Raw genomic sequence first — 17,054 nt, 5'->3', positions numbered from 1 at the left:
ATTTCCGATATAATTTATATTCCCGTTTTTTTTGAGTAATACAAATAGTAAATCGCGGATAAAATCCGCGATATCCATTTAAATTAGCTTTGTTAATTTTTCAATGTTTGAATTTACATCATTGCCTAAATTAATTGTAATTACTTTTCTATTATTATTTAACAATGCTTGACGGTCCCCCATCAATTGTGCGTCAATTAATATTCCAAATGAAAATTCAGATTCTTTTTGGCCAATTTCTTTTGGAATTTTTTCCTCATCTTTTCGATCGGATAAAAATTGAATGAAAATTCCGTTTCCACCGTCGCCCTTATGCAATTGTCCAGTTGAATGTAAAAATCTAGGTCCATAACCAATTGTTACGGCAGCTTTGTATTTTTTCTGAATTTTAGTTCTTAGTATTTGAATAAGATTTGTTGTTTCATCATTAGGAGTAATATAAGCTTGTATTGAAACGTAATTATATTTTTCTGTATTTAAATTTTGCAAAAATTCATTCAGTGCATTTTCCAAGTTATTTGTGCCAACATTACCGCTTAATTTAATTCCGTTTTCATCAATTGAATAATTTAGTTTCGGCAGTTCTCCTTTTTCTACAAAATTACTAATCATTGCTTTTGCCTCAATTTTGGCTGATTCAACGTTAGGCTGATCAAATGGCTGAATTCCCAAGATCCATCCGGAAACAGCTGTAGCGAATTCCCATCTGAAAAATTCCCCGCCGAGGTCATATTCATCATTTAAAATAATTTCTATTATTGGGTGACCTGCACTTTTTAGCGCTTCAATTTTACCGGAACTTGAATTTTCACCGACAAAATGCGTGTAAACAAAAACTCGGTCATCGCTGTAATACTCTGGTGATTCTAAACTTTCAGATTCAACCGGAAGAATTCCTACTCCGTTTTTTCCAGTACTTTCGGCAACTAATTGCTCTACCCATGTTCCAAATGAATTTATTTTATTTGAATAGACAAATGTTAATTTATCTCTTCCGAGTTTTGCAAGTTTACCGATTATAACACCAATTTCCGCACTAATATTCTTCTCTTTCTTACAATCTTCCGCTACAAATTTTGCATTTGATAACAATTTATTTAAGTCAATTCCAATTAACGCGGCAGGGACAGTTCCAAAAAATGAAAGTACCGAATATCTTCCGCCAATATTTGGGTTGTTTACAAATATTTTTCTGAAATTTAATTGCTGAGCCATTTTTTCCAAACCGCTGCCGGGATCGGTAATTGCGATAAAATGTTTTTTAACTTTGTCTTCACCTAGTTTGTTCTGGCAGAATGTGAAAAAGTATTTGAAGAAAGAAAGTGTTTCAATTGTACCGCCGGATTTTGTAGAAACAATATACAATGTTTTTTCAGGATCAAGATCATTTGTAAAATTCTTAACTGCAGTTGGATCAGTGCTATCCAAAACTTTCATTTCAAGATAACCTTGCTTTTTTCCGAAAGAAAATGAAAAAACTTCCGGAGCTAAACTTGAGCCGCCCATTCCCAACAATAATGCATTAGTAAACCCTTCTAACTTAATTTCACTAACAAACGAATTTATTTCATTAATGTGCGATAAAGTTTCATCTGCACTGAATAACCAATCTAATCTGTTAGTTACTTCTTGCGGTGAATTTGACCATACCGTAAAATCTTTTTCCCAAATTCTTGTTACAATTTTTTTCTCTATCAGTTCATTTATCGAATTATTTATTTCATTCTCATACTTGCCGAGGATAATTTTTACAGTTGGTTTTTCCATTATTTTCTCATTTTATTTTTTTGTTTATCTAAAAATATAAAAACAATATTACAATTGACGGACTGAATCAGTTGAAATTCATGTTTTTCAAATATTGTTAAACCGCCAAATATTGTTTATTAAAAATCCGCTTATTATTTTTTAAGTATGAGAGCATTTGCAATAATTATAATTTTATTATTTCTGCTTATATCATGCGATAAGGGATTGTCGCCCGAGCTGGCTGAAACAAAAGCCGGTTTTAGCGGAACTGTTACTTTTATTGGCAATTGGAATTCCGAAGCTAAACAAACGTATGTAGTCGCCTTCAAAAATCCGCTTTTGTCCATAGATGATTTCAGTATTTTCAATTTGAAATTCGTAAGTGAGCTGATTCCTTTCGGTTCAAGCACATACGGTTATTCCACAAATGATGCCGGCGCTGTTTTATCCAATATTGATTCCGGTGATTATTCATATGTCGCGGTAGCGCAAACTATTAGGGATACTTTATCATTAGCCAGAAAAGATTGGATTGTTGCCGGAATTTATACTTTGGAAAATAATTTAACTCAGCCCGGAATTTTAAACATTCCTCAAGGAACTTTTGTAGAAAATATAAATATTGTTTGTGATTTTAATAATCCTCCGCCTCAGCCGCCGAGCGAAATAAACAATTTACTCAAATCCTTTTTTGAGATGAAAAAAATAAAATGATTAAAATATTTTACACATTATTTATATCGCTGTTATTTAGTTGCAGTATGTTTGCGCAATCCGGAAATATTGTCGGAAAGGTTACCGATAATTCCAATAATCCTTTAATGGGTGTAAATGTAATAATTGAAGGGACCTTAATTGGCGCGGCTAGCGACGACAAAGGCAATTTTCACTTTTCAAAAGTTAAAAACGGAAATTATTTTATTTCGGCCAGCATTATTGGTTTTACAAAATTCAAATCGGAATTAATTGAAGTTAAAGACAATACAACAAACATTACTATTATACTCAAACCAACAAGTTATCAATTCGATCAGTTGACTATTTCAGCAAATAAATATGATCAAGATCTGCGAGAAATTTCTTCCAGCAGTTATGTATTAGATACAAAAACATTTTCAGAAAAAAATTATCAAAAAGTTGATGATGCTTTCCGGTTTGTTCCCGGAATAACAATGACACAAGATCAAATAAGCATAAGAGGTTCAAGCGGTTACAGCAGAGGAGCCGGAACAAGAGTGCTTGTTGCTATTGACGAAATTCCGATATATACGCCTGATACCGGCGAAATAATTTGGGAATTAATTCCTTTAAATGATATTGACCGCATAGAAATTCTTAAAGGAGCTTCAAGTTCATTATATGGTTCTTCCGCAATAGGCGGTATAATTAATATTATCACTAATAAAATTACTTCAAACCCGTTAACCTTAGTAAAACTGCACGGCGGATTTTATTCTTCTCCTAAATATGATGAATGGAAATGGACAAATAAAACACTGAGCTTTAATAAGCAATCTGTTTCGCATTCAAGATCACTTGGCAACTTAAATCTATCTGCTTCATTATCAAGATATGAAGATTTAAGTTATCGCAAAAATGACGATCAAATAAGATATTCAGCATTTCTAAAAGCCGATTATAATTTTTCTGTCAACACTACACTTTCATTTTGGGGAACAGGCTATACACGAGAAAAAAGTACATTTATTTATTGGAAGGATATTAGTGATCCTTTAGTTCCTCCCGATGCCGATTTGGGACAATCGATAAAATCTGACAGAACAATTTTAGGATTTAAGTTCAATCATATTTTTAATGATGAACTTTCACTCAGCTATATTCCAAGCGCTTATATTAGTTATTGGACCGATCAATCCGAAAGCAGTAATAGATCGACCAGCAAATTATTTAGAAATGAGATAAAAATTAATTATAAATATTCGGCAAATGTTAATTTAATTTCCGGTTTTGAATATCAATATAATAAAGTCGGTTCAACAATTTTCGGTAACAGAAAATCCGACGGAATCGGAATTTACTCTCAGCTGGATTTAAAATATTTAAATAACTTGAATATATCGGCGGGTTTACGTTTTGATAATTCCAAACTTGAAGATCTAAAAAGTGAAAATTCCATTTCGCCGAAACTTGGAATAAATTATAAAGTTGGAGAAGATACCTATTTAAGAACTTCAGTCGGTAAAGGATTTAGAACACCTTCACTTGCGGAAGCATTTACTTCAACAACCACAAGCGGAGTTACGGTTAAGCCAAATCCTACTTTAAAAGCAGAAACAAGTTTATCAGCCGAAGTCGGTATGAATACAAATATTTTCCAAAAAGTAAATTTTGACTTTGCCGTTTACAATAATGAATATTATGATATGATCGAACCTTCATTTGATGCCGTAGGTGACATTATTTTCATGAATTTGACACGAGCGAGAATTCAAGGAGTTGAAACAAATATTACAACGCCGATGATTATTGATAATTTAATGATAAATATCGGTTATAACTTTTTATGGGCAAAAGATCTAAAAACAAATTCATATTTAAAGTACCGTCCAAAAAATTCTTTAATTATTGGATTTAATTACAAAAGCGAAATGTTTTTTGGCGGATTTGACTTTAGATATTCAAGTCGTGTTGAAAATATTGATAACGAATTCGTAGAATTAGGCTTAATTCCAAATGGCGATAAACGAGTTGATATATTTGTCACTGACGCAAGAGTTGGAATAAATCTTTTTTCATTAAATATACCTGGGAAAATCTCATTAACTGCGGCAAATATATTTAATTATTATTATGTGGAGCTAATAGGAAATTTAGCTCCACTTAGAAATTTCTCTTTAAGTACGGAAATTATTTTCTAATTATTTATTGTTTTGTAAATTCCAAATTTGCGTCAATTTCTACGCCTTGGTAAGGTACTGTTGATTCAATAGTAACAACATTTCCATCAATTGTATATGGAGATGATTCCGGTTCTTCGCCGTCTATTGTAATTGTTAAAGTTCCGTCATTTGTTCCCCAAGTTCCGGTATCTATTGTTGTTGAATCTGAAGTTACCGTTGTTGACTCAAAAGTGAGATCGTCTTTAAAATTTGCTGTTACATTATAACCGGCTTGTTCCGGAGTTAATTCAATATCTGTAGTACCGAATTTTGCTATTATCTTAGTTAAATCCCATGTTCCTACTAAAGCAGGATCTAAAATCAATTTAGGCTCTGTGGTTTTATCTTCACTGCACGAGCTAATTAATACAGCGAAAAGTATTACTGAAATATATATAAAATCAATTTTCTTCATTTTTCCCCTTTCAAGAATATAAATTTGTTACGTAAGATAAAAAAATATAAAAAGAAATTTTTCAAAAAAATTATATGAATAATAAAATATTTACAGTAAATAAAATATTTTTCATAAAATATTGTAATTTTATTAACAACAAAAAATGGATAAGTAATTGAAAATATTATTTATAGGCGGAACCGGAAACATTAGTACCGAAGTCAGTAAATTATGCATTGAAAAAAATTATGAGCTTTATTTGCTGAACCGGGGTAAAAGAAATATTAAAATTTCCGGTGCAAAAGAAATTATTTGTGATATTTCCAATTATGATAATTGTTCAATTGCTTTGGATAAACATAATTGGGATGTAGTTGTTAATTGGATTGCGTTTACAAAAAATGACATTGATAGAGATTTAAAATTATTTACCGGAAAAACAAAGCAATACATTTTTATCAGCTCAGCTTCAGCATATCAAAAACCGCCAAGTTCACCAATTATAACCGAATCAACACCTTTAGAAAATCCTTTCTGGCAATATTCGAGAGACAAAATAGAATGTGAAAAAACTTTAATGATAGAATTTCAATCAAAACAGTTTCCCGTAACAATTGTAAGGCCTTCACTTACATATGATACAGTTATTCCGGTTCCAATTGGCGGATGGAATGAATACACCGTTGTTGACAGAATTAAAACGGGAAGAAAAATTATCGTGCATGGCGATGGAACATCGCTATGGACAATTACGCACGCAAAAGATTTTGCCAAAGGTTTTATTGGTTTAATAGGAAACATAAAAGCCATTGGAGAATCGTTTCACATTACTAGTGATGAAATTTTGACATGGAATCAAATTTATGAAGCAATTGCCGAAGCAATAAATAATGAACCAAATATAATTCATATTCCATCGGATTTTATTGGTAAATATGATGAACACTTGAAATGCAGTTTGTTAGGTGATAAATCTTATAGCGTAATTTTTGATAACACGAAAATAAAAAAATTTGTTCCGGATTTTAAAGCTACAATTCCGTTTAAAATTGGAATTAAGGAAACAATAAATTGGTTTGAAGCAAAACAAGAAAGAAAAATCATTAAACAAGAAAGTAATAATTTAATTGATAAAATTATTAATGATTACGAAGAAATTTTTTTGCGATAATTTCACAATATATAATTGGAGTTGCCATGTAACAAATTAAAAAGTTCGATATTGGTTCCGTTGCACTTATTTCATTTATACTTTACCTAATACTTACTTTTATAATTCTTCTTCCAATTGGATTGATTCTTTCTTTTGTATCTAATTTTATTCCAAATAGCGATGAATTAGAAAATGTTAATAAAAATGAAGGGTTGATTTAAGCTAATCTTAGTTGTAAATAAAATTAGTTCATTTTAAAACTCTATCTATATAAATTTTATTTTTAGTTTTGAAAAAGACGCCTTCTGAGTTTACTGCAACATCCCAAATCTAATCATTTTGTTGATATTGATTTCCGAATTATGTTAAGAATAACGGAATAAAATTAGTATTAAATTTAGTAAATAACGTTTCTTAATAATCATTTAATTCTCAAGTTCTAAAATTTGATCGGAAGTTTTAAGTAATTGTTTTTTTGTAGAAAAAATTAAGATGTCACCTCAAAGTAAAATGACATCTTAATTAAGTAATAACTTTGTTATCCCAAAATTATTTTAATGGTTTAAGAGTTATATCACGGAAATATTTTGTTCCGATATAAGTTCTCATATCAAACCGCATATCTGTCATTTCACGCATTTTTTCTTGATCAGTAGTTTTATAATGCATTTCACTTATTTTATCCATTTTATCCTCGTCGGCTTGGTTATAATCTAGTGCAACACCAAAATTCTTGTACAATGCGGCAAATGCAATATCCCAATCTTCAGGACTTGATGGTGTATTTAGAAGAATATAATATCCTTCAAGTAATCCTTGCTTTTTTGCTTCTTCCTGAACTGGTAAAAAGTGAGTGCGAAGATACTTCATGTAGTTATCAAACTGTCCAGGTTTTGTTCTATAAAAACTTACCACACGTACATTGCCCTCTGTATAATGCTCTTGTCCGAATAAGCTTACAGAAAATAGAACCATGATTAACGATAGTAGAGTTAAGATATTTATTTTTTTCATTTTTTCCTCTTTATGAAATATTTATTTATTTACGATTGAGAATTTTTAACAAAATTTATTTCGTCATTATTGTGTTTTAGATGTTCTTCCGCCATGATCACCAATTAAAAACCATTTACCGTCTTTTTTCATCAAGATATCTGTCCATTTTCCTGCTGTCTGCTCTTCTTTTCCGATCTGATTATTTTTTTCTATTTGTGAATAAAAATAGTTAGCAAACGCAAAATCACCTTTAACCCAAATAGTTACCGGTGTCAAAGTATATAGTAATGTAGTATTATTTTTAAATTCATTTGTTATCCATTTTGAGGTATTAGATTTATTTTGGGGAACAACAGTTTGATAGCTCCACCCTATATAACTTTCATCAAAATATGACATAAATCCTTGTACATCTCCTTTTGAAGAAACTTCCCAATATTTTTCTATTCCAGCCCAAACTTCCTTCTGTTCACTACTCCATTGCTGAGCAAATAAGTTTGAGGTGAAAATTGAAAATGTTAAAGCGATTAATAAAATTATCTTTGATCTGTTTTTCATGTAACTAACTCCTATTTTCTTGTTATTAATTATTCTTATTTATTAAATACTACTTCTCTATAAATTTCATCTGAATGCTTTCCGGTAAAATATTTATCATATGCTTTATTAAATTTTTCTCGGTCTTCCTTAGTTTTCCAAACCTCTTTAAATAGTTCATCTAATTTCTGCATTGCTTTGGGGATATCTTCCCAAGATTTTATTTCTGTTATTTCTATGATGTCTCTGTTATTATCACCCCACCAATGTCTTACAGTTTTGTGACTAACTACATATGGATTTTTATCCCAAACCTTTATTTGAAATTGATGAGTAAGTGAATCAAATTCAGCGGCGCTTCCATCTTCGGGGAAAGCTGCTTCAAGATTTTGAATTATAAAAGCATTACCCGTTTGCTGGGCAAATGTTGATTTACTCGAAATTGAAATAAGTAAAAAAAGTGTGATTGTAAGAATGTATTTCATAGAATGATCTCCTTTATTATATTGTTGATTTTTACAAAGTTTGTTGAAAGTTTAAATCTAATCTTTAAGTTTAATTGATCCGTTAGCTATTTCAATTTTTCCATCACTATTGTATAGAAAAGCGTGTGTATCACCTTGGTAGAAATCTGCAAACATAACAACTAGCGTATTATCAACTTCTACCCAGGACTTTAATATTGTTTTATTATCAATGTGAATTGTTTTGGTTTTTTCATTATTTATTTTTTTACTTTTAGAATCCTTCCAAGAAAGTGTTGAATCAGTTGTGATAATTATTTCAACGGTAAATAGATCATATTCAAAAACCATTTCTTTGCCAATTATATTTTGATATGTCAAACTCAATTCTTTGTTTTCTAACTTTTCAATTGAGTTATTTTTTTCTGCTAATGCATCATAATATTCCCATTCAAACTCAGTATTTTGTTTAAAGAAAGGTTTTCCAAACATTAGAGTTTCAGCTAATTTTCTTTCATCGGTTTGTGCAGATAAAGTGGAAAATATAGCGGTTATTATAAATATTATAAACAGAGTTGAATTAACGGATTTCATTAATATTCCTTTCATATTATTTCTGAATATTTATTTAAAAATTTTAATTACCGCTTAACCACTGTTCAAAACTTTTATTTGTTTCACCAAAAGAATAACTCCAATCAGGCAGAAGTCTTAAACCGGTATTACTTTTCCAAATAAAATTTACGGCGTCATTAATGTCTTCAGTATTAATAATTTTGATTAAAAACATTTCGAATTCAGATAGGTTTTCATTTTTCATTTCGCAATTAATATTCTGAGCAACTAAAGTATTTTGAATTATCTCAGCTTGTCTTAAATCATAAGTCGCCCAAACAATTCCATTATTTCCGTTTAGATAATCTTTTTCATTATATGAGATAGCAAGTTCTATTTTACTGCCAAAAGGTAAAATTGGCGGATTTTCATTACTAATTGTTCTCCATTCAATTGATTTTTGAGAATCAATTTTAATTTTTCCGAGATTGCTATAAATTCCATTGATTGTAATTGATTTCACAATTTTCTATCGATTCTAACATTTTTGAATGTTTGAAAATTCATTACAAAAGTAACTTGAAATATTGCGGATATCTTGTATTATTTGCGCAAGAGTTTGTATTATTCGCTCAAATAAGTTGTTTGGGGGAAAATTTTAGTTAGAAAGGAAATTTAATTCAAATGATTAATCAATAATCTTCATACCGTACTTTTTTTATATTCTGATGGACTGAAACCAAATTGTTTTTTAAATGAACGGGAAAAATATGCTTGGTCATTAAATCCGACCATATAACAAATTTCTGCTACATTTCCAACATTCTGTTTTAACAAATCCGCAGCTCTTTGCAAACGAAGTGATCTTATTAATTGTCCAGCCGGCTGATCAATTAATGCATTTAACTTTCTATTTAATTGAGAAATACTCATATTAACTTTAGATGCAATATCTTCAATTGTAAAATTTTCATTATCAAAATTGTATTCAATAAATTTTATTACATTTTCCAAAAATTTTTGATCTACAGAAATTTCTGTAATTTCTGAAGGCTTTAGAATTGTGGATTTACTAAATTTCTTTCTTAATTGTTTACGCTGATAAATTAAATTTTTTATTCTAACAATCAATTCTTTAGCACTAAATGGTTTCGTTAGATAAGCATCAATTCCGGTTTCCAAACCTTCTATTTTATCATCTAAGGCTGCTTTTGCTGTTAGCATAATTATTGGAATATGGCTTGTTTTATTATTACCGCGAATTTCTTTGCAAAATTGATAACCATCTATTTTAGGCATCATTACATCTGTAATTATTAAATCCGGAATTTCAGCCTCTGCTTTTATAATTCCTTCCTCTCCATTCGAAGCTTCAAAAATTTTATATTCATCTTCAATTTGTTCTTTTATATATGATCTCACATCCGTATTATCATCAACAATTAGAATAATTTCGGAATTTTTATTTCGGGAATTATTTTCCAACTGTGAATCAATTATTTCAACTTTTCTTCATTCAAATTTTCAATATCATTTTGATTTGTAAATTTTGAGGAATAATCGACCAATTGTTCTTTTTCCAAATTTAAATCGCCCATAGGAAGTTCAATTGTAAATTCCGTCCAATAATTTTCTTCACTTTCAACATTAATTTTTCCGTTATGAAGTAGAATTAATTCATTTGCTAAAGCTAATCCAATTCCGGTTCCTTCAAATTCGCGAGTGTTTGAACCTTCAACTTGATAAAATCGATCGAAAATATGAGGTAAGTGCTTTTTACTAATTCCTTTTCCGTTATCTTTAATTTTTATTAAAACAAATGAATCTCCTCTTAAACTTAAACTTACCGAAACTTCACCGCCAGATTTTGAAAATTTTATTGAATTTGAAATGAAATTATAGAAAACTTTTTCCATTTTATCCGGATCAAAAATTACTGGAATGTTTTCAAAATCAGATTTGAATTTTAAACTAATTTTGTGTGTTTCTGCAATTGATTCAAATGAATAAAATAAACTTTTTAGAAAAGAAACAATATTATGCTGTTTAGCTTCAAGTTTCATACTTCCGGCTTCAATTTTTGATAGATCCAAAAGCTGATTAATTAAATCTAAAAGCCTTCGTGCATTCCTATTTGCAACGTGAAGTTTTCCTTTTTCCTTAGTTTCAATATTTGATGAAAGAACACTTTCAATTTGTCCCAAAACTAATGTAAGCGGAGTTCTAAATTCATGAGAAATATTTGCAAAAAAATAGGATTTTAACTGATCGAGTTCCTTTAGTTTTTCAAAAGCTGCTAATTCAAGTTCCAAAGAATGTTTTTTGCGAATTCGTTTTAACTCATAATCTCTAATAAGATATAATATTCCTAAAAATATAAATGCATAAATAAGATATGACCACCACGTTAAATACCAGGGCGCAAGAATTGTAAAGGTATATAAATCTTCACTTCCAATTTTTCCATATATATTTTTGGATTTAACACGAAAAGTATAATCTCCGTTTGAAAGATTTGTATATTCCTTTATATTTTCATTACTCCATTGCGACCAGTTTTCTTCATATCCTTCAAGTATAAATTGATATTCATTTTGTTCAGATTTATCATAACTTGTTGAGGTAAATTGAAACACCAAATCATTATTTCTAAAAGAGAAAATATTTTTTTTCGAAGTTTTTTGATTTTTGTACCGGCATAAACTAATGAATCATGATTAACAAATACATTTCTTATAAATGTTGCAAATTTTTCTTTCAGAAATCTATTATTTTTAGGAGAATACTGAATTAAACCTTCATCCGAACTTATCCATAAAATTTCCTTTTTTCAATTGGACTATAATCTGAATACATTGTAAAAATTCTGCTTAAGTCTAATCTTTGAAATTCCGGAGATGGTGTCCACAAATAATTATCTGAGTTTTGTTTTATAGCTTTACCGAATTCTAATCCATTTTCCGTTTTTGCCAAAATCCAAAAGTTATGATCATAATCTTCTACATAAAATTTTATCAAATGAGTTGAACTAGTAAAAGTCGTTCCCAAAATTGAATCCGGATGAAATTTTTTTGTATTTTCATCAAAATTGAAAAATCCTTTATCTGTTGCAAAAAAGGTTTTCATCAATTATTAATATTGATGCTAAATTTCCCGGAAGTTTGTTGTTATTATCATAATAATCTATATTTATTTTGGTTGAATCAACAGCATTAAATAAATAATCATCCTTGCATGAAATTTGAATTGCGCCTTGGTAATAAGTTGTTAGCCATAAACTTCCATTTCCGTCTTCACTAATATTTGCAATTTCAAAAGGAACTTGAGGTAGTTTTATTAAAAGTTGAAATCTGCCATTTTTATATTTTAAAATATTTATTCCTTCTCTATGGTTTACATAAAAAATATTTGTATCAATATTTGATTTGCATCCAACGGAAGCAGTCATATCAAATAATTTCTCAATTGTATTATCACTATTAACTTTTGAAATTCCATCCATTGTAAGAACAAAAAGTGAATTTCCAAATGAGAAAAAATTATAACCGCTTGAAGAAATTCCTTTAAATGTTTTGAATGTTAAAGTAGTTTCATCATATTGGAGAAGTCCGAATGAATTTGTAGCATAAATTTTATTATTAAATCTATAAATTGATGAAAAATAATTTTTGCCGGTTTTTTCAATTGGAAGAATTTTAAATGGTGAATCAATTTCAATTTTTGCAAGTCCATCTGTCATTGCAAGCCATAAACTTCCTTGGTAATCCGGATAAACATCATACACAATATCTGTTTTAAGTCCGTTTGTAGAATTAATATTCTGAATTAATTTTCCATTTTTATCAATAATAGTAATTCCGCCTCTTTGAGTTGCAAATGCAATATTTTCATTAAAAGTTTACACGCATTATAAATTTTATTTTGAAATAAAAATTGATCAGCTTCGGTTTTGAATTTTGTAAAATTATTTCCGTAATAAAGAAATAATCCGTTTGTGTTTGTAGTAATTAAAATTTTATCATTAAAAGGAATCATATCATAAACTCCAATGCTTGCAAAACTTTCGCCATCTGGAATTAATTTGACAGAGTTACCAATTATTTTTTGTAAACCAATTCCGTTATTTCTAACAAATATATCGTCTCCAACTTTATATAATCTGTATGAAAAAACTGAATCAATAATTGTAATATTATTATTGTGAAAACGAAAAATTTGATCTTGGGTTTAAAATAAATTCCATTTGAATTTTCGTTAACATCCCAAACATCTCCAAAATTTGGAATATTTAAACTAAGTTTACGAAGTGAAACAAACTGAAGCTGTCCAATTGAATCAGCATCTAAATAGCCAAAATCAGATGATGCAGCAACATAAATTCTTCCTTTTGAATCCATACACATTGATCTGACAATAGAATTGTTGCTGGTTTTTATTAATCTCCAAGAAGAACCGTCATATTCCAAAATTCCATCATCATTACCAAAATACATCAATCCTCTTTGATCTTGTAAAATACACCAGTTTTGAATTCCAGAATTGTATTCATTTGGACTATAATTTTTTACAAAAAACTGCCCTATTTTGCCTGAACTTAAATTTTGAGAATAGTTGGAGGTGATGTTTATTAATAGGAAAAAAATAATTGCGTAGTAGAAGCAATGTATTTGAAAATAATAAAAAAACTTTTCGAAAATTATTTTCCCCAAAAATAATTTCCTTTCTGTGCAATTTGCACTTTACATTAATTTTACAAATACATAATGGAAAAATAGTTATTCCTCACAAGCGGATTCAACAAATTTTCTTAATTGTCTTACTTCGTTTCTGCTAAGTTGCTGACCAATTTTGGCAAGCATGTAAACACCCAAAATAATGATCAGAATTATTGAACTGCCCAAAGAATAGTTGCGGAATAACCTAAACTTAGTCGTGAAAGTCCCCAGAATAAGCATGCAAACGCAAAAAAGCCCAATATAGAAAATGTGAACGCGAAAGCAGTCCAAATATTTTCATTTGGACCAATAGTTCCGCGTATTTCAGTTCCGTTTTCAATTTCATCTATCTGGAAGATTAATTTGCGGTGTCCAAATATGCTTATCATTTTGGAGTGTATAAATTACCGCAAATCCTTCTTTGATCCATCCTTTAAATTGAGAATTAGGATCATATATTTTTGCAATATTATATCCATAACTTGTTTTTACCAAGTTTGGAAATTATCTTTATTCTGGGTCGCAGTTCGGTTGACATTTATTCTCAAAAGGGACAAAGTGGGGGATTAATATTAGCAAATGAAAATGTTAAAGTCAAAATTCATTATATGATTATTGGCAAACTAAAATTATTTTTCTAAAATTATTCATCCTCATTATCATCCTCTTCCTTTAAAACTCACGCCCAAAAAATTCAATTCAAAATCTTTCAATATTTCTTTAACATCATCAACGTCATTTTCATTTACCATTAAAATAGCCGGTTCTAATAATGGTCTAATTGACATAAAATTTTCACCATGAAAATAATAATCCGCGTTTCCATCAAGAAGACTTTTGATCATTGCAATATCGACTTTGGCTGTATGTTCTTAAAATTTCAACATAGTTATAATCTTTTTCTACTTCTCCATCTCGATGAACTGTTTTTGGCGAAAATGCGGGAAGACAAACCGCAATATATTCGGTATCTTCAAAAGGAGTGCTGTATCTTATCCATTCTCCTTTTTCCGTTAAAATCGCTTCGCCAGCTTTAACTTCAAAATTTTCATTTTCTGTTTCCAACCTTAAGAATTCCTTTTAACACAATAGTATATTCGTTGAATTCCGGCTGCTGTCCCGGCTCAATCCAGCCTTGCGGACTATTCATTTTGGCAATGCTTACTTCTTCGCTTTGTGAATTCACTCTTCCAAAATATTCTTTAATTATTTTAGGTTTATTTCCGGCTGATTCAATTATTGACGGTGAACTAATTATTTTTGGCATAATAACCTCTATTGTACAAATGAATTTTACAAAATTTTATAAATCAATATAATGCATTTTCTCAATAATGTGATTTTCAATTTTAAATTTTTGTTAAATTTTTATATCTCATGAAATGTATAATTTTTTTTAAATTCAAATTATTATTTTATATTCCTTTATTAAAAAAGAATGGTTGTTGTGATTAAAATATTGTTTTGTTCTCAATTATATTTTCATTAATTGGCTATGCCCAAAAGATGAAAAACCTAAATTAGTTGTTTGGAATTGTTGTTGATCAAATGCGTTATGATTATTTGGAAAAATTTTACAATCATTTTGGCAATAACGGATTTAAAAGAATTGCTGAACAACGGGAACAAATTTTACAAATTGTAAAATAAATTATATTCCAACTGTAACTGGCGCGGGACATGCATCAATTTATACAGGAACTATTCCGTACTTTCACGGAACTATTGCAATGATTGGAAAGATAGAACAACGTTTGAAAATGTTAACTGTGTTACAGCTGTTAGTCCAGCAGACAAAATGCTTGTTGAAGGAATTGATAAAGAACTTTCACCTGAACAGCTTTTAAGTACAACTATTGGAGATCAAATTAAACTTAATAGTTTTGGAAAGTCCAAAGTAATTAGTCTTTCTATAAAAGATCGCGGGGCAATGTTGCCTGCCGGAAGAAGCGCAAATGCGGCATATTGGTTTGATGATAACACCGGAAAATTTATTTCTTCATTTTATTATCTGAAAAAATTACCCGATTGGGTAACAAATTTTAATAATTCGGGTATTGTTGATTCTTATTTGAATAAAGAATGGAATTTATTAAAATCGCCGGAGATATATAAAAATTTACCCGACGATAATTCACAATATGAAGAGGATGTTTTTAATGAAGGAAAAACGTCATTCCCGCATTCATTGAAAATATTGAGCAATCTAAAAAGTTTAATAAACTCTTGTATACACCATTTGGAAATCAAATACTAATTGATTTTGTTAAAGAAATATTAAAAAATGAAAATTTAGGCAAAGGTGAATTTACCGATCATCTCGCCGTGAGTTTTTCAACTCCTGATAAGATTGGACATGATTATGGAATACAGTCTTATGAAGTATTGGATACTTATTTAAGATTGGATGAGCAGCTTTCTAATTACTGAAAATGTTGGATAACCAAGTCGGGAAAGACAATTACTTACTATTCCTTACAGCCGATCACGGCGGAATGGAAAATACTCGGTATCTTCAAGATATGCATTTTGACGCCGGAGTTTTAGATAATTCCAACTTTAATGAAAAACTAACAAATCACTTAGAGAAAGTTTTTGGAAGTAAAGATTTGATTAAAACAAGATTTTCAAGAAATCTCTACTTAAATTATGAAGAAATTTCTAAACTAAAATTAGATAATATAAAAGTTGAGCAAGAAATTAAAAATTACATGTTGAGCAGTTTTCCTGAAATGTCGAAGTATTTACGAAATCCGAACTTGATAAAATGTCTTATCTTAGATCACCAAACAATTACATTTTGAACGGATGGTAATAAGAAGATCCGGATATATATTATTTCTCTAAAACATTTTATTTGGAATTCGAAAAAAAAAAAATATGGCACACAGCATGGATCGAGACACAATTATGATAATCATATACCATTTTAATTTATGGGAAAAATGTTCCCGCCCAAACAAGAAATGATGAAGCTTATATTGAAGATATTGCGGAACGGTTTGTGATTTTATCGGAGTAACACCGCCAAGTGATTGTATTGAATTCCTTTTGCTTAAAAAATAAAATTATCCAATTTTTTCCGTGTTTTAAAATAAGTCGCAATTATGCAAAATTAATTGTGACTTATTCAGCAATATTATCTTTCAATTTATGTTAAGCCATTTTTCTAAAGTCGAATAAATTTTCTCTTTTTCATCACCTGTAAAACTGTTTATTCTGGTCTGGTGATTTCCGCTTTCTTAATCTTTTACCGCGTTTGTATTTGGACCAATATTGACGCTTGTAGCCGACCAAGTATCGTTGCCGCCATAAATATAAAGTAGTATTGCCGCCATAGTTATATATGTAACTCATTATATTTTCCGATTAATTTTTGTTGAAATTTAATTCAGCATTTTACGGAGCAAAACAAATATTGCTGGCGTATTTATCTTACATCAATTAGTAAATCAGTAAAATCACTTGTTTCGTAATTGTAATAACCAATTTGTATAAGCCTGATAGAAAACGGTTGAAAATAAGCTATTGATTTTCCGTCAAAATAATCAAACGGTGATGGGTGTATAAATGCTTAAATAAATTTTC

General features: G+C 29.5%; 21 protein-coding genes and 1 pseudogene. 6 read left to right on the top strand and 16 right to left on the bottom strand.

What is annotated here, in order from left to right:
* Window positions 1-78: 78 nt before the first annotated feature.
* Entirely contained in the window at window positions 79-1,767 is a 1,689-nt protein-coding gene (locus IPK06_00110; protein MBK7978424.1) for a glucose-6-phosphate isomerase, read from the bottom strand.
* A 147-nt stretch (window positions 1,768-1,914) separates the two neighbouring features.
* Here IPK06_00110 and IPK06_00105 point away from each other — a divergent pair, with 147 nt between their 5' ends.
* Together IPK06_00105 and IPK06_00100 are read left to right on the top strand one after the other, a co-directional pair.
* On the top strand, window positions 1,915-2,463 hold the full coding sequence (locus IPK06_00105; GenBank protein MBK7978423.1) for a hypothetical protein: 549 nt from the start codon (window positions 1,915-1,917) through the stop codon (window positions 2,461-2,463).
* Window positions 2,460-4,628: a TonB-dependent receptor gene (locus IPK06_00100; GenBank protein ID MBK7978422.1), complete on the top strand. Its 2,169-nt coding sequence runs from the start codon at window positions 2,460-2,462 to the stop codon at window positions 4,626-4,628. The genes IPK06_00105 and IPK06_00100 overlap by 4 nt, the downstream gene beginning before the upstream one ends.
* A gap of 4 nt (window positions 4,629-4,632) precedes the next feature.
* Here IPK06_00100 and IPK06_00095 read toward each other — a convergent pair whose 3' ends face one another.
* Entirely contained in the window at window positions 4,633-5,064 is a 432-nt protein-coding gene (locus IPK06_00095) for a lipocalin family protein (GenBank protein ID MBK7978421.1), read from the bottom strand.
* A gap of 157 nt (window positions 5,065-5,221) precedes the next feature.
* Between IPK06_00095 and IPK06_00090 the strand changes: the two genes are divergently transcribed.
* Window positions 5,222-6,217, top strand: coding sequence for an SDR family oxidoreductase (locus IPK06_00090; GenBank protein MBK7978420.1), 996 nt, complete (start codon window positions 5,222-5,224; stop codon window positions 6,215-6,217).
* Between the two features lie 531 nt (window positions 6,218-6,748).
* Here the strand turns inward: IPK06_00090 and IPK06_00085 are convergent.
* The 14 genes and pseudogenes from IPK06_00085 to IPK06_00020 all read right to left on the bottom strand — a co-directional run bounded on the left by IPK06_00085 (window position 6,749) and on the right by IPK06_00020 (window position 14,733).
* On the bottom strand, window positions 6,749-7,174 hold the full coding sequence (locus IPK06_00085) for a hypothetical protein (protein ID MBK7978419.1): 426 nt from the start codon (window positions 7,172-7,174) through the stop codon (window positions 6,749-6,751).
* A 105-nt stretch (window positions 7,175-7,279) separates the two neighbouring features.
* The gene (locus IPK06_00080) at window positions 7,280-7,753 is read right to left on the bottom strand and encodes a hypothetical protein (protein ID MBK7978418.1); all 474 of its coding nucleotides are present in this window, start codon (window positions 7,751-7,753) and stop codon (window positions 7,280-7,282) included.
* Window positions 7,754-7,788: 35 nt separating this feature from the next.
* Window positions 7,789-8,217: a hypothetical protein gene (locus IPK06_00075; protein ID MBK7978417.1), complete on the bottom strand. Its 429-nt coding sequence runs from the start codon at window positions 8,215-8,217 to the stop codon at window positions 7,789-7,791.
* A gap of 57 nt (window positions 8,218-8,274) precedes the next feature.
* Window positions 8,275-8,805 carry a hypothetical protein gene (locus IPK06_00070; protein MBK7978416.1) on the bottom strand — a complete coding sequence of 177 codons (531 nt, stop codon included), beginning with the start codon at window positions 8,803-8,805 and terminating at the stop codon, window positions 8,275-8,277.
* Window positions 8,806-8,833: 28 nt separating this feature from the next.
* Window positions 8,834-9,274 carry a hypothetical protein gene (locus tag IPK06_00065; GenBank protein ID MBK7978415.1) on the bottom strand — a complete coding sequence of 147 codons (441 nt, stop codon included), beginning with the start codon at window positions 9,272-9,274 and terminating at the stop codon, window positions 8,834-8,836.
* A 179-nt stretch (window positions 9,275-9,453) separates the two neighbouring features.
* Complete coding sequence (locus IPK06_00060) at window positions 9,454-10,236, bottom strand: response regulator (GenBank protein ID MBK7978414.1); 783 nt, start codon at window positions 10,234-10,236, stop codon at window positions 9,454-9,456.
* Window positions 10,237-10,247: 11 nt separating this feature from the next.
* Window positions 10,248-11,387 (bottom strand): hypothetical protein, encoded by a 1,140-nt coding sequence (locus IPK06_00055; protein MBK7978413.1) that lies wholly within the window; start codon window positions 11,385-11,387, stop codon window positions 10,248-10,250.
* A gap of 172 nt (window positions 11,388-11,559) precedes the next feature.
* Window positions 11,560-11,877: a hypothetical protein gene (locus IPK06_00050; protein MBK7978412.1), complete on the bottom strand. Its 318-nt coding sequence runs from the start codon at window positions 11,875-11,877 to the stop codon at window positions 11,560-11,562.
* Window positions 11,852-12,535, bottom strand: a complete 684-nt coding sequence (locus tag IPK06_00045; protein MBK7978411.1) for a hypothetical protein — start codon at window positions 12,533-12,535, stop codon at window positions 11,852-11,854. The genes IPK06_00050 and IPK06_00045 overlap by 26 nt, the downstream gene beginning before the upstream one ends.
* 41 nt (window positions 12,536-12,576) lie before the next feature.
* Window positions 12,577-12,786 carry a hypothetical protein gene (locus IPK06_00040; protein ID MBK7978410.1) on the bottom strand — a complete coding sequence of 70 codons (210 nt, stop codon included), beginning with the start codon at window positions 12,784-12,786 and terminating at the stop codon, window positions 12,577-12,579.
* A gap of 62 nt (window positions 12,787-12,848) precedes the next feature.
* Window positions 12,849-13,244 (bottom strand): hypothetical protein, encoded by a 396-nt coding sequence (locus tag IPK06_00035; protein MBK7978409.1) that lies wholly within the window; start codon window positions 13,242-13,244, stop codon window positions 12,849-12,851.
* A 392-nt stretch (window positions 13,245-13,636) separates the two neighbouring features.
* Entirely contained in the window at window positions 13,637-13,855 is a 219-nt protein-coding gene (locus tag IPK06_00030; GenBank protein ID MBK7978408.1) for a hypothetical protein, read from the bottom strand.
* A 270-nt stretch (window positions 13,856-14,125) separates the two neighbouring features.
* Window positions 14,126-14,311 (bottom strand): hypothetical protein, encoded by a 186-nt coding sequence (locus tag IPK06_00025; protein ID MBK7978407.1) that lies wholly within the window; start codon window positions 14,309-14,311, stop codon window positions 14,126-14,128.
* Window positions 14,312-14,378: 67 nt separating this feature from the next.
* Window positions 14,379-14,733, bottom strand: a pseudogene (locus IPK06_00020) (cupin).
* Window positions 14,734-15,264: 531 nt separating this feature from the next.
* Between IPK06_00020 and IPK06_00015 the strand changes: the two are divergent.
* Genes IPK06_00015 through IPK06_00005 form a run of 3 tightly spaced genes read left to right on the top strand, consistent with a single transcriptional unit; the run spans window position 15,265 to window position 16,270 of the window.
* On the top strand, window positions 15,265-15,723 hold the full coding sequence (locus IPK06_00015) for a hypothetical protein (GenBank protein ID MBK7978406.1): 459 nt from the start codon (window positions 15,265-15,267) through the stop codon (window positions 15,721-15,723).
* Complete coding sequence (locus tag IPK06_00010; GenBank protein ID MBK7978405.1) at window positions 15,693-15,896, top strand: alkaline phosphatase family protein; 204 nt, start codon at window positions 15,693-15,695, stop codon at window positions 15,894-15,896. Before IPK06_00015 ends, IPK06_00010 begins: the two co-directional genes overlap by 31 nt.
* Before the next feature lie 2 nt (window positions 15,897-15,898).
* Window positions 15,899-16,270 carry a hypothetical protein gene (locus IPK06_00005; protein MBK7978404.1) on the top strand — a complete coding sequence of 124 codons (372 nt, stop codon included), beginning with the start codon at window positions 15,899-15,901 and terminating at the stop codon, window positions 16,268-16,270.
* Window positions 16,271-17,054 lie beyond the last annotated feature (784 nt).

This window comes from Ignavibacteriota bacterium (assembly GCA_016713565.1).
Classification (GTDB): domain Bacteria; phylum Bacteroidota; class Ignavibacteria; order Ignavibacteriales; family Melioribacteraceae.
This window is presented reverse-complemented; position numbering and strand designations above follow the sequence as displayed.

What these genes read in the sequence shown, in the direction of transcription:
- IPK06_00040 (MBK7978410.1), bottom strand. Translation starts at nt 12,786, where the DNA reads ATGATTCCTTTTAATGATAAAATTTTAATTACTACAAACACAAACGGA.
- IPK06_00035 (MBK7978409.1), bottom strand. Translation starts at nt 13,244, where the DNA reads ATGTATTTTGGTAATGATGATGGAATTTTGGAATATGACGGTTCTTCT.
- IPK06_00030 (MBK7978408.1), bottom strand. Translation starts at nt 13,855, where the DNA reads ATGATAAGCATATTTGGACACCGCAAATTAATCTTCCAGATAGATGAA.
- IPK06_00070 (MBK7978416.1), bottom strand. Translation starts at nt 8,805, where the DNA reads ATGAAAGGAATATTAATGAAATCCGTTAATTCAACTCTGTTTATAATA.
- IPK06_00095 (MBK7978421.1), bottom strand. Translation starts at nt 5,064, where the DNA reads ATGAAGAAAATTGATTTTATATATATTTCAGTAATACTTTTCGCTGTA.
- IPK06_00105 (MBK7978423.1), top strand. Translation starts at nt 1,915, where the DNA reads ATGAGAGCATTTGCAATAATTATAATTTTATTATTTCTGCTTATATCA.
- IPK06_00050 (MBK7978412.1), bottom strand. Translation starts at nt 11,877, where the DNA reads ATGAAAACCTTTTTTGCAACAGATAAAGGATTTTTCAATTTTGATGAA.
- IPK06_00110 (MBK7978424.1), bottom strand. Translation starts at nt 1,767, where the DNA reads ATGGAAAAACCAACTGTAAAAATTATCCTCGGCAAGTATGAGAATGAA.
- IPK06_00075 (MBK7978417.1), bottom strand. Translation starts at nt 8,217, where the DNA reads ATGAAATACATTCTTACAATCACACTTTTTTTACTTATTTCAATTTCG.
- IPK06_00080 (MBK7978418.1), bottom strand. Translation starts at nt 7,753, where the DNA reads ATGAAAAACAGATCAAAGATAATTTTATTAATCGCTTTAACATTTTCA.
- IPK06_00085 (MBK7978419.1), bottom strand. Translation starts at nt 7,174, where the DNA reads ATGGTTCTATTTTCTGTAAGCTTATTCGGACAAGAGCATTATACAGAG.
- IPK06_00025 (MBK7978407.1), bottom strand. Translation starts at nt 14,311, where the DNA reads ATGATCAAAAGTCTTCTTGATGGAAACGCGGATTATTATTTTCATGGT.
- IPK06_00100 (MBK7978422.1), top strand. Translation starts at nt 2,460, where the DNA reads ATGATTAAAATATTTTACACATTATTTATATCGCTGTTATTTAGTTGC.
- IPK06_00015 (MBK7978406.1), top strand. Translation starts at nt 15,265, where the DNA reads ATGCTTGTTGAAGGAATTGATAAAGAACTTTCACCTGAACAGCTTTTA.
- IPK06_00005 (MBK7978404.1), top strand. Translation starts at nt 15,899, where the DNA reads ATGTTGGATAACCAAGTCGGGAAAGACAATTACTTACTATTCCTTACA.